The sequence below is a fragment of the Arenibacter sp. S6351L genome (assembly GCF_023016025.1).
Taxonomy (GTDB): domain Bacteria; phylum Bacteroidota; class Bacteroidia; order Flavobacteriales; family Flavobacteriaceae; genus Arenibacter; species Arenibacter algicola_B.
Genome location: NZ_JALKBB010000003.1, coordinates 1 through 13,884, shown reverse-complemented (window position 1 = coordinate 13,884; position 13,884 = coordinate 1). Strand labels below are relative to the sequence as shown.

At 37.3% G+C, this 13,884-nt stretch carries 21 protein-coding genes; 5 read left to right on the top strand and 16 right to left on the bottom strand.

Annotated elements, in window-relative coordinates:
- Nucleotides 1–31: 31 nt before the first annotated feature.
- Genes MWU82_RS03470 through MWU82_RS03450 form a run of 5 tightly spaced genes read left to right on the top strand, consistent with a single transcriptional unit; the run spans nt 32 to nt 6,239 of the window.
- Entirely contained in the window at nt 32–649 is a 618-nt protein-coding gene (locus tag MWU82_RS03470; protein WP_187586175.1) for a hypothetical protein, read from the top strand.
- 10 nt (nt 650–659) lie between these two features.
- A complete protein-coding gene (gene traM, locus MWU82_RS03465) occupies nt 660–1,670 on the top strand; it encodes a conjugative transposon protein TraM (RefSeq protein ID WP_247095237.1) in 1,011 nt (336 codons plus the stop codon).
- 2 nt (nt 1,671–1,672) lie between these two features.
- On the top strand, nt 1,673–2,647 hold the full coding sequence (locus tag MWU82_RS03460; protein WP_247095236.1) for a DUF4138 domain-containing protein: 975 nt from the start codon (nt 1,673–1,675) through the stop codon (nt 2,645–2,647).
- Between the two features lie 2 nt (nt 2,648–2,649).
- Complete coding sequence (locus MWU82_RS03455) at nt 2,650–3,189, top strand: conjugal transfer protein TraO (protein WP_247095235.1); 540 nt, start codon at nt 2,650–2,652, stop codon at nt 3,187–3,189.
- A gap of 11 nt (nt 3,190–3,200) precedes the next feature.
- Nucleotides 3,201–6,239, top strand: coding sequence for a TraQ conjugal transfer family protein (locus MWU82_RS03450; RefSeq protein ID WP_247095234.1), 3,039 nt, complete (start codon nt 3,201–3,203; stop codon nt 6,237–6,239).
- 32 nt (nt 6,240–6,271) lie between these two features.
- On the opposite strand, the gene MWU82_RS03445 is transcribed toward MWU82_RS03450, so the two are convergent.
- The 16 genes from MWU82_RS03445 to MWU82_RS03370 all read right to left on the bottom strand — a co-directional run bounded on the left by MWU82_RS03445 (nt 6,272) and on the right by MWU82_RS03370 (nt 13,742).
- A complete protein-coding gene (locus MWU82_RS03445; protein WP_117018614.1) occupies nt 6,272–6,757 on the bottom strand; it encodes a hypothetical protein in 486 nt (161 codons plus the stop codon).
- A gap of 370 nt (nt 6,758–7,127) precedes the next feature.
- Nucleotides 7,128–7,322: a hypothetical protein gene (locus MWU82_RS03440; RefSeq protein WP_247095233.1), complete on the bottom strand. Its 195-nt coding sequence runs from the start codon at nt 7,320–7,322 to the stop codon at nt 7,128–7,130.
- Between the two features lie 82 nt (nt 7,323–7,404).
- Nucleotides 7,405–7,866 carry a JAB domain-containing protein gene (locus MWU82_RS03435; protein WP_215950069.1) on the bottom strand — a complete coding sequence of 154 codons (462 nt, stop codon included), beginning with the start codon at nt 7,864–7,866 and terminating at the stop codon, nt 7,405–7,407.
- A gap of 646 nt (nt 7,867–8,512) precedes the next feature.
- Nucleotides 8,513–8,848 (bottom strand): DNA-directed RNA polymerase subunit alpha C-terminal domain-containing protein, encoded by a 336-nt coding sequence (locus MWU82_RS03430; protein ID WP_215950068.1) that lies wholly within the window; start codon nt 8,846–8,848, stop codon nt 8,513–8,515.
- Between the two features lie 7 nt (nt 8,849–8,855).
- Nucleotides 8,856–9,011: a hypothetical protein gene (locus tag MWU82_RS03425; protein WP_247095232.1), complete on the bottom strand. Its 156-nt coding sequence runs from the start codon at nt 9,009–9,011 to the stop codon at nt 8,856–8,858.
- 106 nt (nt 9,012–9,117) lie between these two features.
- Nucleotides 9,118–9,411 (bottom strand): type II toxin-antitoxin system RelE/ParE family toxin, encoded by a 294-nt coding sequence (locus MWU82_RS03420; protein WP_247095231.1) that lies wholly within the window; start codon nt 9,409–9,411, stop codon nt 9,118–9,120.
- Nucleotides 9,398–9,640, bottom strand: a complete 243-nt coding sequence (locus MWU82_RS03415) for a type II toxin-antitoxin system ParD family antitoxin (RefSeq protein ID WP_103442986.1) — start codon at nt 9,638–9,640, stop codon at nt 9,398–9,400. The genes MWU82_RS03420 and MWU82_RS03415 overlap by 14 nt, the downstream gene beginning before the upstream one ends.
- Before the next feature lie 82 nt (nt 9,641–9,722).
- Nucleotides 9,723–10,034, bottom strand: a complete 312-nt coding sequence (locus MWU82_RS03410) for a hypothetical protein (RefSeq protein WP_215950065.1) — start codon at nt 10,032–10,034, stop codon at nt 9,723–9,725.
- Nucleotides 10,035–10,083: 49 nt separating this feature from the next.
- Nucleotides 10,084–10,272: a hypothetical protein gene (locus MWU82_RS03405; RefSeq protein ID WP_247095230.1), complete on the bottom strand. Its 189-nt coding sequence runs from the start codon at nt 10,270–10,272 to the stop codon at nt 10,084–10,086.
- 15 nt (nt 10,273–10,287) lie between these two features.
- The gene (locus tag MWU82_RS03400) at nt 10,288–10,497 is read right to left on the bottom strand and encodes a hypothetical protein (RefSeq protein ID WP_247095229.1); all 210 of its coding nucleotides are present in this window, start codon (nt 10,495–10,497) and stop codon (nt 10,288–10,290) included.
- Between the two features lie 9 nt (nt 10,498–10,506).
- Nucleotides 10,507–11,469 (bottom strand): endonuclease/exonuclease/phosphatase family protein, encoded by a 963-nt coding sequence (locus tag MWU82_RS03395; protein ID WP_247095228.1) that lies wholly within the window; start codon nt 11,467–11,469, stop codon nt 10,507–10,509.
- Between the two features lie 63 nt (nt 11,470–11,532).
- Nucleotides 11,533–11,880, bottom strand: a complete 348-nt coding sequence (locus MWU82_RS03390) for a hypothetical protein (RefSeq protein WP_247095227.1) — start codon at nt 11,878–11,880, stop codon at nt 11,533–11,535.
- A 76-nt stretch (nt 11,881–11,956) separates the two neighbouring features.
- A complete protein-coding gene (locus tag MWU82_RS03385; protein ID WP_247095226.1) occupies nt 11,957–12,460 on the bottom strand; it encodes a hypothetical protein in 504 nt (167 codons plus the stop codon).
- A 15-nt stretch (nt 12,461–12,475) separates the two neighbouring features.
- Nucleotides 12,476–12,640 (bottom strand): hypothetical protein, encoded by a 165-nt coding sequence (locus MWU82_RS03380; RefSeq protein ID WP_247095225.1) that lies wholly within the window; start codon nt 12,638–12,640, stop codon nt 12,476–12,478.
- Nucleotides 12,641–12,829: 189 nt separating this feature from the next.
- Complete coding sequence (locus MWU82_RS03375; protein WP_247095224.1) at nt 12,830–13,363, bottom strand: hypothetical protein; 534 nt, start codon at nt 13,361–13,363, stop codon at nt 12,830–12,832.
- Between the two features lie 76 nt (nt 13,364–13,439).
- On the bottom strand, nt 13,440–13,742 hold the full coding sequence (locus MWU82_RS03370; protein ID WP_247095223.1) for a type II toxin-antitoxin system RelE/ParE family toxin: 303 nt from the start codon (nt 13,740–13,742) through the stop codon (nt 13,440–13,442).
- Nucleotides 13,743–13,884 lie beyond the last annotated feature (142 nt).

Below are 13,884 nucleotides of genomic sequence, written 5' to 3'. Positions count from 1 at the left end.
AAATTGACTTTAAACGATATCAAAAAAACAGATGGACGGTAATTATAAGATTTTCAACGATTTAAGCAAGATTGGTAGTAGGAGTAATAAAGTGCTATATGTATCTTTAATTCTCACGTTCGTAACCACTATCCTCAATATCTTTTATACCTACAAGACGAACGAGAGCGCCAAAAACAATTTCTATCTGCTCGATAACGGCCAGAAGCTGGCTGCCGTCAGGATAAAGGACTACAAGCGGGCAATAGATATTTTATGTGAAGGCCATATTGCCAATTTCCATGAATTGTTTTTTGCGTTGGAACCCGATTTACGCCATATCAAGAGAAATATCGAAGATAAGGCGCTGTATATGGCCGATCATTCGGTACAAAGGCTGTACAATCGTTTGATCGATCAAAACTATTACGAGGATATCGCCAAAAGTGGCTATTCGATAGAGATAGAAAAGGATTCAATTTTCGTGGATTACTCCGAATATCCATTTCTATTTCGATTCGTTGGAAAACAAAGGATTTTAAAGAGTGGCAATGTGGAATATCGGAATATGATAACCAAAGGGTACTTGGTAGAGACCAACTCAACTCCAAATAATTTGAACGGACTTAAGATTATAAAGTTCGACGTTTTAAACAACCAAGATTTGTAATTACGAACCTATGAATCGCAAAATTGACCAATTCAATCTTTGGATAAAACGGCATAGACTGTTCGCTTTCTTTGCCCCTATTATAGTTCTTCTGGCAGTATTCTTTGTAATGACCAGTATCAGTACTATGGGCAAGGACAAGCAAAAAAGTAACAATGACGATGCGTACAACAATAATTTGCCGGACCATAACAAACAACTCGATGCTACGAAACCTAACGATATTTACAAAAAGTTACAACAAGATTCACTTGATCAATTGAGGTCAAAAGGACTCTTCAAGAGCATTTTAAAAACCAAGAATGAGAATGATTCCTTAGAACGTATTTTAGAGGAACTCAATAACTTTTCTTTGGATGAAAAGGAAAACAGTAGCAATAGGAGTGTCAAGGACACTTCATATCCCGAAACAATTATTCCCGAGTACACTTCCAAAACCACGGATGCACAAAAAAAACTGGAATACAGAAATCTATTGATGCAGGCAAGGGATCAAAGGCTTGCCCGTAGTCAGGATTATTCCGCTCCATATACAGAACCATCCACCGACTCAAAGACAAATGCAATAGCATTCGATGCAGCAATTTACCGTGACCAGTTTATTTTACCTGGTAACCGTGTTACCCTGATCTTAAAGGATGATATCTATTACAAGGGTAGGCGATTCCCTAGGAATACATTTGTATACGCAACAGCCAACGTGAAAGGATCAAGGGTTTTATTGGAAATAACCAATATTGACAATTTAGCAATGGAATTGACCGCAATTGATCAGGAAGATGGCATGGTCGGACTGCACAATGAGCGAGCTGGTCAATTGTTGCAGGAATTCACAGCTGATATTCAACAACAAAGTGTAAACGAATTATCGGAGGCTGTCGGCGAAACAGTAGAAATTCCATTGGCACAAAACCTGGTACGCTCCTTTGGCAATTTTTTCCAAAAGAAAAAATACAAACAGAAAGACAAGATACTTTTGGTAAATGGAGACCGTGTAATTCTAAAACCAAAAAAAATATAGTGATGATGAAGGCACTATTGCTCATATCGGTCCTATTTTCAGGGTGTGCGTTGGTTGGCCAAGCCTCTAGCGATACCTTGCAGATATCCAAGGACTTCAAGACCATTCTTATTTTTCCTGAAAACATTTCCGAAAGTAGTATCGGCAACGATTTCGGTTTTATTGTGGACTTACCAAAACCGGAAGGCGGCAAATTTAGTGGCCGAATAATAAAACTCTATTACGATGAACTCGCCATCGAAAAAGAAAATGTAACCAACTATTTGGTCATTACTTATACTGGAAACGTTTACGATTTTGTATTGGAATTGGTTGCGGTTCCGGAAAAAACGACATGGTACATCACTCAAGAAATGGCCGTTGCCAACATTGAGGGAAAACCAATTGAAAAAAGGAATGAAAATCAGCGGCAGATAGCAACACCTGAGAAGCTTAACAATGAAATGGAGAAAATGGACACTATTTCTCATATTAAAAACTCCGACAAAATAGTTGCTGGTAATTTTAAAGATAGTGCTACCAAAGAATTGTACCTATCCGACCCCTTGGAATATTATCGCCTTCGATGTTATTATATGCAATTCGACAAGCCTAAAATCAGTCGGTATTTTTCTAGATTGGACAATGTTTTCCTATGGCTAAAAGGTGTATACTATAACGAGGACGAGCTTTATTTTCAATATAGGATAGAAAACAAGGAAGGCCTTGATATGGATATCAATTTTATAAAGCATCAAATTGCAACCAACTATAAAAATAGCAGTAGTAACCAAAAAATGGAGCTCAAACCGGTTTTTGTATATAAACAACCTAAAACCATTGCAGGAAAAAGCGAGAACCATTTTGTTGTGGTATTTAAAAAGTTTGCCTTGGATGAGAAAAAAGAGGTTCTGGTGGAATTGGACGAAGAGTCCGGCAACCGCAATCTTTCATTGCGCATTGGCCATGAAATTATCAATAATCCCATAAACTTTTAAAAATGAGGAACTCTATAGCCTTTTTGGCACTTTTCATTACGACAACGGCATACACGCAAAGCGGCAATTATGCTTCATCGATCGGAATAAGCGGGGGTTACGCGGAGGATGGCTATGGTATAATGGCCACGTTCAATTACCACGTAAACAGAGAGCGTTATGTGCAATTAAGCATATTCGCCGCCATTGCAGAGGATAAAGGTACGTTTGATATTCCTTATAACATTTTCACTGTACAGCCCGGATACTTCATCAAGATTTGGGAACAGAAAAATTTTAAACGGTATGCCCTCAATTTTGGCGGTGGGGCAATTATCGGATACGAGGTCATTAACAATGGCAGCAACTTGCTTGAGAACGGAGCGATCATAGATGCTAAAAGTCAATTTATATATGGAGCCTATTTGGGACTGGAAGGGGAAATAACCCTCAGCAATGATTTCTCCTTTTTACTAAAGGCCAACGAATACTATCACGTCAATAGCGATATAGGAAATTTTTATCCTTATGTCGGAATCGGTCTTCGCTATTTTCTGTTCTAAACTCATTGAAGATGAAAAACTACAAAATAGTAACTAAAGTAGTGCTGGGGCTTGTCGCCTTAATATCAGTGCTTATCATTGCTTGTAGCAAGGATTTTGAGGATACAATTTTGGATGATTTTGATTTTGATTTCTCCATTGAACAGCCTGAAGCCAGTTTCGTTTTTGAAAGTGCCAAAACTTTATTTTCAATTGTTCCTGAAAAAGAAATAAGTACTGTTCATTATTATGCGCGATTTACGACTTTGAATGGCAAAGGATACTTCATGAACATGTTAGGCGATACTATCCTTGAGAATGATACGCTGAACATTATAGACAAGCAGTGGTCATATAATTATGTAGCCATCGATACAGGCATGCATAAAATTAACTTCATTGCTTGGGATTCAAATGCCAGGGAGAAAAAATTGGAACTATTGCACTATGCCAAATACGCCAGTTTTAGCTTTTTGCTAAACAAAGGGGTCAACGATTTTATCATCAATTCCAAGAATCCTGTGAACGTTACACTACTTAGGGATAAGGAAACTGAAAACCCCGATAATAAAGGGGAATTTGAAATAACGTATCAGATAGAAAATGGAACCGGGAAACTCTATTTGAAAGAAGAAGCCTTTGACGCTGGAAAGCCATTTAACTTACCAAAAGGAATTTCAGAGATGGGATACCTTCCAGATACCTTGGGCGAACATAAATTAATCGTTACGGCCAAAGCTCCTGATGGTGCTACCTTGACCGAGGTTCTTCTTATTACTGTACTTAACCTCGGCTTTACAATTAATGCCACTGCTGCATCGACCCAAGTGGAATTGAATACTAATTTGGCCGTCGCCATAGATCTGAGGACCCAAGACGAAGAATCTGACGTAGCATATGAAATTACCCATTCCTTTTCATCTACTAGCGAAGGTGCAGGTACCGTGCGCGACCAGAACGGTGGCGTAATGGATCCAGGTAAATTTAGGCCTATAATTCCCAATTCCTACAATTTCACTTTTACGAGTACTGAACTGGGAAAACGGACAATATTCTTTGATGTGAGGGATTCCAACGGACAGATAAAACAGGACAGCGTTGAAATCGAGGTGGCGAACATCCCATTTACTTTTTCCGGTAATTCAGAAAGCAATTCAGTTTTTTTAAATGAGCGTACTCAACTCAATTTTAATATTAAATCCAATGGCAACACAGAGAATATAGATTACAATATTTCCTATGAAATTGTGGAGGGCAACGGAAGGCTGACCGGGATCCATGACAACACCCTACAGAACTCAACAGGCTATCCAGTGGAACTTGGCAACTTTTCACTTTTTTATTATCCAGAAAGTTTAGGTTCGCACCAAATTTCATTTATTGTAACCGACAATTACGGTCAGGAAGTGGGGCCGGTCAATATTGACCTTGAAACTAAACAGAACGATTTTACATTGAGTATGACCCCGTCAAAGACTTCCGAGTTTGCAAATTTACCAGTAGATATAATTATTGACATCAATGAAATACCTGAAGGAACCAATGATACTTATGAAGCCTTTTATTCATCCGGCAGAAATAGTTCACTTCGAGTAAACGGAATAGAATACGGACCAGGCGAAAAATTTCAACTTGTACCAAATAACAATAATGTAGTCTATACTGGTACCCAAGCTGGTCAGCATGATATAGTTCTGAGTGTAGAGTCAAGTGCAAACGTGACTCATACTGCGAATACTATGGTGAACTACAACCAAGTGGATTTTCTGTTCACAGGTGGAAGTCAAAAAACAGATATTTCAGTCGGGGAGATCACCTCGCTTAACTTCAACATTTCGGAAAGTATTGGTTCTTCAGAATATAATATCAGATATAGCTCAAACGGCAATGCCCTTATTAGGAATGAAAATGGCACAGAAGTGAGTGCAGGAAATATTTATGATATTCCCAAAGGAAATTTCAACTGGAGTCTGGAAGGTACCGACGAGAGCAATATCAATTTAACCTTTTATGTTCAAAACGATACCGGTCTGGAAAAAACGGTTACCATATCCATCGGCGTAACGCCAAAGAATTATAATTTTACAGCAAATGCGACACAATCACAGGTTTATATTGGAGAAACTGTAGATATTAATTTCAATATTACCGAATTGGGCATCGGAGGAGATAGCTATGTGATGTATTTTTCATCCGGAGGCAGCAACAGTAGCTTTGAATTTCAAGGCAATACTTATGCGGCAGGTGAAAGTTTTAACGTTCCAGTTGGCTCTTTCCAGGGAAGGTATACTGGTATATCTGAATCCAACCATAATATTGAGTTTACGGTCAGATCATCTTCAGAGGTTGAAAAAACAGCAGATGTAAATATCAATTTTGAAAAGTATGAAGAATTTTTTGATCTTACTATCGGCCAATCAACCCAAGATAAATATGAAAATCAACCCTTCCTATTGAATGTGGTCACAAATGCCGCCTCTGGACACGATACAACTGTCATGTACCAAATGACATTTGAATTCGCCGATATGAATGGGGGTTATATAAACCATCAGGGAAAGATATATAGGGAAGGTGAGGTTATTCCCCTGGAGTACGGGTCTGTTGCGATGCAGTTTTATCCACAAATCGACGACAGTTTTACTATTAATTTCCGTGTCGAGAATTCAACCGGCATATCACAGACCACCAGTGAATCGATATTAATGCTTAAAAAGCCCACAGCAGCCGTCAAAGGAGAGAAGCATAATATACGATGTGGTGGTCTAAATGGCTGTGACTACGTGGTTCGGATATATACCTGTTTTGCTGCAAATTGTTCCGAAGCGTACAACGGTGCTACTTTACAACAGGTGGAGGTTCGTATTTACAACATTGATGATAGAAGATGGGATACAATGCTATTCAATTACAATGACGCCAGAGGAACGGGTGTTGAACGTTATTTTGAACTAGAGGAAGAACCCAGAGAGAATAGACTTAAGTATCTAGACCAAGATTATGAGGTTAGGGTACAGGACAGTAATGGACAATGGAGTAATACCGTAAGGGGGTCAATAATAAGAGTCTAAAGGAAAAGGTAACATAAGAACCATTATGGGAATTAACTTTTTTTGAGAATAATGGTTACCAAAACATCGGTGCCGCCAAGATTATCCTGGGTCTCTACCACAAGTTTATTTTTGGTAAACTCCATTATCTTCATTTCATTTCGTGTTTCAAAAACGATACGATTATTGTTTACGAGTTGATAAGTGTCGGTTTCTATCGTAGTAAAAGCTTGATTTCCATCACAAGCAAGCCCGTTCTCGTTAATGTTATAAACACCTTTCTCGCCTTCTCCCCTTTCAGCAAAAAAGGTCAAATTATCTTTGATACATTGTTTGATTTCCTGAGTATTGAACAAATCTATATTTGAGGTGCCGTCGCCATTGATATCCACTGCCCTATCGGTCATAATAGATTGATATTCCCATTGGCCCAGTAAGGCTTGAGCCTTGTCCGATTCTGAAAGATTATCATTATCATTACTACATGCAAAAAATATCAAAATAGAAAAAATGAGAAAAACATTAGTAATAATTTTCATCTGTTATTTTTTTGTTTTTAAAAGGTCAGACCTGCCCGACTACTTCATTCAGGCGGGTGTAATTCGCCAATAATCATGTACTCACGAGTTTTTATTTTAAATTTTGGAGTTCGTGAATCTTCGATTTCGGTTGATATCAAGAATTTTCATGGCTCATTTCATAAGAACATGTTTTAGACCTTTACATAAAGATAAATATTATGAGCGTAGGTATGGCAATAATTAAAACACTAAAAAACACTAATTATATCTTCATTTAATTAAACTTCCATAAATTTACAAAAACCCTTTAGTGTAACACCTGTTGCCCTGCGTGGCCTCATGGCTCTGGCTTTAGGGTTTTGTTTCTTTAAATTCTTAAGTAGAGGATTTAATCGCGATGAAACCCATACTTTACCAACTCTTTCAATAAAGATTCATAATGCTTTTCCGGAAAGTCCCTTCGTTCATTCAGGAAATGGCGTAGGGTATCCCTTGGCATTTTACAGTTGTCCTCCAACTTCCTAATAGAGAGAGCTTCCCGTTCCAACAACCAATTTCTTAGGGGCACAAACTTATAATCCATAATGGTATAGATTTTTGAACTTATTACAAATGTACTTAAAAGCGTACAATTTAAATTATATATTTTAATCAAAATGAAGGACTTAAAAAAGCCCTTCATCTGCGAAGGAGTAATATCCCTCCCTGGTGATTATTATACTGTCAAGGGTTGATATGTCCACCAACTTAGAGGCTTCCCTCAATTTGTTGGAGATCTGTTTATCTGCTTCTGAAGGTTTCAGATTGCCAGATGGATGGTTGTGAACCAGGATCAGGGAGCTTGTTTTGATCAGGATTGCATGTCGCAGCACATCCTTTGTCGAAATGAGACAACCGTTATCGGTGCCAGATGTTAGATGGTGTATGTTCACCACCTGATTTTTACGGTTCAAATGTATGACCTTCACTTCTTCGTGATCGTCCATTACATCGTCAAAATATGGATAAATGAACTCTCTCACGGAACTCGAAGAGGTTATTTGAAAAGTGGGTAGTTCTGTTCTCCTGTAAATGGCCGTTAGCTCTCCAACGAAATCTTTAAAGGTTGCGATTCGAATGTCTTTCATAATAGTATGTTTTTAAGATTATGCGGCGAAAAAATCAACAGGAGCGTAGCGGTGGGGATAAGTCCATGTGGAGATTTTAAAAAATTGTGGTGGGCTCCCCCGAGAGGAGGGATACCCCATTTTTTCAAATACTACATGGACAGGGCAAATGCGGCTTGATTAAATTGCGGCATAAGTATGAAAAATGAATTTTTAGGCTGGCACCTACCCTTATAAATAAGAAACTCCCAGATCATTTTGGAAGGGTTCGATTCCCTTTTTAAAACGAACCCAGTTAGATCGGTATAGAAATTAATTGTAACCATAAAATATTGATATTAGGACGATTCCGCCCATAGTCGATCCCTTACTCCTGAAAATTTACGCAAGTACGGAACCCCAATGTTCATGTTACACGCTAACTCGAACCGATGTCCTTTTTTTGCATATATCAAATGGATATCTTGCTCGTAGAGGGTCAAAATGGTTGTCTTTTAAATGGAAAAAATGATAAGAATAAAAAAAATAGAGATAAAGTTTCCTAAATGGAAATGATGGCAAGTAAGTTTGGGATTGGGAATAATTTACATATTTACAAATGTAAATTCAATAGAACTATTACAAGTAGCAAAAGAACTGCTGAAAGTTTGGCTAGAAGGTTAATGTGCTAAGGTTTCATTTGCAGATTGGCGAACAGACAAAGTTCCTTTATCTCGTCGACAGTTCTTCTTCCTGCATTCTTGGTGCCCAAAAGTTTCTTCATCGAGAGCTTGGCCAAGTCCTGGGTCGTTCCTTCCCATATGTCGATATGGTCTATTGCTTTCAATACGTTCAATGCCCGGGTGGACAACGGCAATTGGCAGATCTTGGTGTTCTTGTCAACGTTGACAAATTTGGATATCAAGTTGACCTCCTCTTCCATTTCCTTATAAAGGAGAGGAACTTGTTTCTTGAATTTTCTTATGGTGGATAGGGCTTCCAAAAATTCATAGTAAGTGATCATGTTCTTTTTATTTTTCGATCTCGAACGCTTTTAGCTTGGGTATGCGTACCCTATCCGGTTCCTGCTGTTGAAAATCTTTTATTTCCTGTACGACAAGATTCATGTCCTTCAAAAACTCGGTATCCGCCCCGTTTTCCTTTGCGACCTGATAATAGGCCTCCAAGTTGGCACGGTAAATAAATCGTGACCGACAGTCACGAACGCCGGGACATCATTTTTGATGCATTTTATCAATATGCCCTTTTGGTCTTTCATCATTTTATTAAACTTTATAAATGTTCAATGAAGTTCATGCGTTTGCCCAAAATCCTGATAATAAAAATTTCGTTTGCATTGTGAAATTGATAAAAAATTACATGGGCTTTATAACTGAAATATTTTAAGGAATCGGCAATTGTCGAGGTATCTTTGGCCAATTCTGGTCGTTCAGCTAGTTCTTCCAAAAAACCTTCCAGATCGAGTAAGTACTTGGTCGCTTGGTCAGGGCCAAAAAACTTTATTCCGTACTTATACATACCCACTAGGTCATATTGTGCCCTTGCAGATAAACTATAATTCCCCATTATCCACTTTTGCGATAATGTCGCTTATTTTCAGATTGCTTCTTCCGCTTTGCAACCCTTCATCTATGGCAGTTTTAAGTTCTAGGAGCTTCATATTCTGTTCTTGATCCTTTCTTACCAAATCTCTTATGTATTCACTATCATTGGTAAAGTCCCCCGCCTGAACCCTAAGCTTTATCCAACCATCCTGTTGATCGGTAAAAGTGATTGATTTTCTTACTGTTTCCATAATTTTAAATTATGGTGCAATATAGTTCTTTTTTGCACCATAATCAAAAATACTTGTTTTCTAACCACCCTTTATTTGAATTTTAAGCTTTGTTTAATTTTCTGATTCGGTTTGCGATTTTCTCGATGCCCTTGCGCTCTCCCGTCTCGATATATCTTGCGGCAAAGGTATTGCAAGAATTGCACAACCCTTTTAAAATAACGTCATTAAGGTTATTTAGATAACTTTTATAGTTGACCAACTTTTTACTTTGGGCACCACAATTACAAAATATAGAGTTCACCGCAATTTCTATGTCCTCTTTATATGAAGGACCAAACATTATTTGCAATTGAAAGGAATCTATTTCAACTTCATCATCATGAATTATATGATTGGTTCTTTTTATGGTCATGTAATATCGTTTATTTAGACTTTATGTTTCGGGATTACTTCACCCCAATTTAGATTTTTTGATTTGGAAGCGTGCCTAAGGGTTTGGGCTCTGGAAAATCGCATGGGACTTCAATTTCCTGTTCGTGCAATAATCCACCACCAATTTTATCAATCCTTGTACATTCTTCCTCTTTTGTGCAACCAACTAATGTAAGAATAACAAAGCTTATTATGCCTTGAGCAACTTTATATCTCATGTTCTTGATAATCGTTTAATTAGACTTTGACCGATTATAATTATCAATTAATGCTTCCGACACGATTTGAGCCTTTTCATCGCTTATGCAATCAAAAGTAATTTTTTGGGTGGTGGTAAATTCTTTTAGCAGCCTTATGACATCCTCAGTGGTCAGAAAACCATTCTCGTTTAAATTGTCCAATATATCACTATATCTATGAGACCTATATCCATCTTCTAACATTTCGTTATTTTAAACTTTGAATTCCGCCCATAGCGGATAATGGTCCGATATGAGCCAAGAAAGGCTGTTTTTGGTCAACCCACGGTTTTGAAGTGCTATTGGAACAAAATCATAGTTGCCTCCGTTCAGGAATTCCATTGAAAGCTTTGGTCCGTTCGGCGGGCCATCGAACCAAGCAATTTGATCATAGTACTTGGTTTGGTCAAAAATCGATCTCGTCACTTCCTTTTTCCGAAGCTGAGGGGGCACGTACAATCCTTCCGATAAGAATGTTTTATCCAAAAGATCCCCGCGTTCATCTATATTGAAATCTCCCAAGGCAATCAGGTCATGATGATAGGCGTTCATGTCATTCGCCCAGCTTGATAACCATTTCGCGATTCCCTTTAACTCTTGGATACGGCTTTTTCGACTGTCCCCGTATAAAATATGCAAGGTCACTAAAATAAAAGTGTGCTTACCGGACTGAAAGCTTACAGCGTAAGGAGATCGTACGAATTGTTTCGCCAATGCGCCATCATTTATGTCGTCCTCCCATTCTTCCGGGACAACCAATTCTCCGGCAAGTCCGGACATTTGGACTCTTCTGGTGTCGAACAGGTAGGCCATGCGTTCCCCGTTACCAACCTTGCCCTTGTTAACATCCGTAAGTATTAAGGACCAATTATGACCAAGTATTTTGAGTGTATCCCGTAAGGCCCTGATATTGTCCTTGACCTCTTGGACCGCGATCACATCGAACCTTTTGATAATCTCGGCAATGCACAGAATGGAATGAAGATCACGCTTGGGAGAATCATTTTCATCCGAATCCCATTTTCGGGTCAAATTACCGAAGGCCCGAATATTCCATGAGGCGATCAATAAATTTTGGTCAAGTTTTTTTGGTGGGATCTTTGATTCCAGATCTGATCGTAATAGATCAAGATTTTCTAAGACCTCAATGGGCGGAATGTCGGTTATGGAGTTCATTATTTAATTTTAAGCTTATCAGTCAGGTAAACATTGCAAAAACCTTAATATTTGAAAATCGTTTTATTGAACTTTAGTTTTATTCTTCCATACAGCTTTTACCATATTGTTGAATCTATCCCCATAAATTTTATCAACCTCCATTTGAATTTTCCAATACTCGCCAAGAAAGGAAGGGTCATTTTGAGGGAAATCCTCAAGATTTCCTTTGAAGGGAACACTTTTTTTGCTGTTAACAAGAAACTCATTCCATTGATCACAAATTGAGTTATGAAGTTTTTGAAAATATTCTTTCTCCTCATCTTGTTTGGTCAAATCTGGAAATGTCTCCAGTGTAGCTCTACAGTTTAATAATATTTCTTCGCGATGTCTCCCGAGGAGATCTCGAACCATACTTTTCCAATCTTCCATAAAATCGTTTGTTTGAACTTTTAATTCATAAATGTTAAGATAATATAATCAACCATTCAATTTGTTCAATATCTTATTAAGTAAATAAGCTTTTGCAATTAAGCTTTAATTGCTCAACAGCGTCTACAATATCATTTAAGTTTAGAATTTCTCCATGAATCACAAGAGTATTATTGTAAGAGTTATATCCTCTGTGACAAGATTCTCCAATGGATGAACTTAAAGACGGATTCATTGCTAAATCAGTATAAGAGTAATTATTCTTGTCTTTAAAAAAATTATCTAATAATTCATCATAGTGCTCAAATTTATTCCTGATTTTCCTATTTTTTAAAATACTTTCGGAATCAATTTTCAGAAGTTCCCTAAGTTGTATACCTCTTTCTTTATATTTAGATATCATTGGCCATAGAATTTTAGAAATATTACCTGATGATATTAAAATGGATTGAATACAAGACCAAACAGCAATTTTATCAAAGTCCTCAACAGAATCTTTCAATCGCTCGTGAGAATGTGATACAAGTTCAGCTTGGAAAATTAATTCTGTTATAAAAGCGCCTTCTCGAATTAAGTTCATCCTTTATTTATAATATTAGCGATAACCAACTACCTTAAAACAATTGGAGCAGATTAAATCTCCTGTATTCCCTCCAAGGTCATATTCTCGAAGGGTCTCATAGTTGTGGTCGCAAGTCTTTCCGCTTTTTTTGAAAAGCGCCCTTTTTCTATTTACCTCTTTAATTTGAATATTTCCCATCGTTTATTTAAACTTTACTAAAGTAATGATTTTGAATTATGGCCTGTTTAGTTTAACGGGGGCGGGGGAGGTCAGTTTCAAGAGACCTATATTACATAAGTGGTTATTATAAATGATTGTGTTTACTATGCAGTGTAACTTATAAGAACAGGCATATATCTTATAACCAACTTAAAATTTCGAAAACAATTATAAATAAAACCACCCCGAGCTTCCTTGACTTAATAGAATCCAAGAAGCCAATTTTTTTGATTTCGGTTCAAATACCAGAGTTCCTATAGGTTTTTCGGGGCTTCCTTTTAGATAATATACTAGAACATACTGTGACACTTTATTTAAAGCTTTTCTAAAAGGACGATAAATCGAGTCCGTTTCTTTATAGAACCTTAAAGGTTGGGCATCTAAGTTCTCTAAACCGTGCTTATCAATTGCTTTCGTAAAATAAGTATTGAACAATCCATTTTTATACTCAATACTATAGACTGTGTTTTTATGAATCGAATCCTTTGATTCTTCATTTATATATATGTATTTCTGAATTATGGAATCTTTAGAAATTTCAAAATCAGCGTCAGGTTTCCCCCCGACATGGTATGCCAACTTTTTTAGATTTTTGTAATATTCAATTTCGGTAGGATGCCAGTCTTTAAATTTGTCTTTCTGAGAAAAAATATTATGACTGATAAACACTATTATCCCAAAAACTAGTAGTTTCTTACACATATTTTTTTATTATAATGAACTCCTCCCCGTAAAACCGAACTGTTCAAAAGTAGAATAATAATCCTTTATTTAAACTTTACTTTAAGTGTTTTGGAAAGTCCATCTTACCACCTAAGATCCTAACTATGAAAATACCTTTGGTGTCGATATAATAAAAAACTATATGTGATTTGTATCGATACCTCAAAAGCATTTGGTTTTTGACGGCAACATATCTTCTACCCATATCTGGGTTATTTGCCAATTCTCCCAAAATATCCTTTAAGCCTTTTGCGTATTTCAAAGATTGACTAATCCCGAATTCCTTTATCGTGTATTTGGCAATGGACTTAATGTCACTCCTTGCTTTGACACTAATGACATATCTATTCTCCGGCATTATGCTCATTTATAGCCTCCTCCCAAATACTATCTATAGTCGCATCGGATGGCCCGCTCTCCATCCCATCGATGAGGGCTTCGTTCAAATCCACAATACGCTTTCTTCGCTCCTGATCTTTACGAATAATATCTCTGACGTA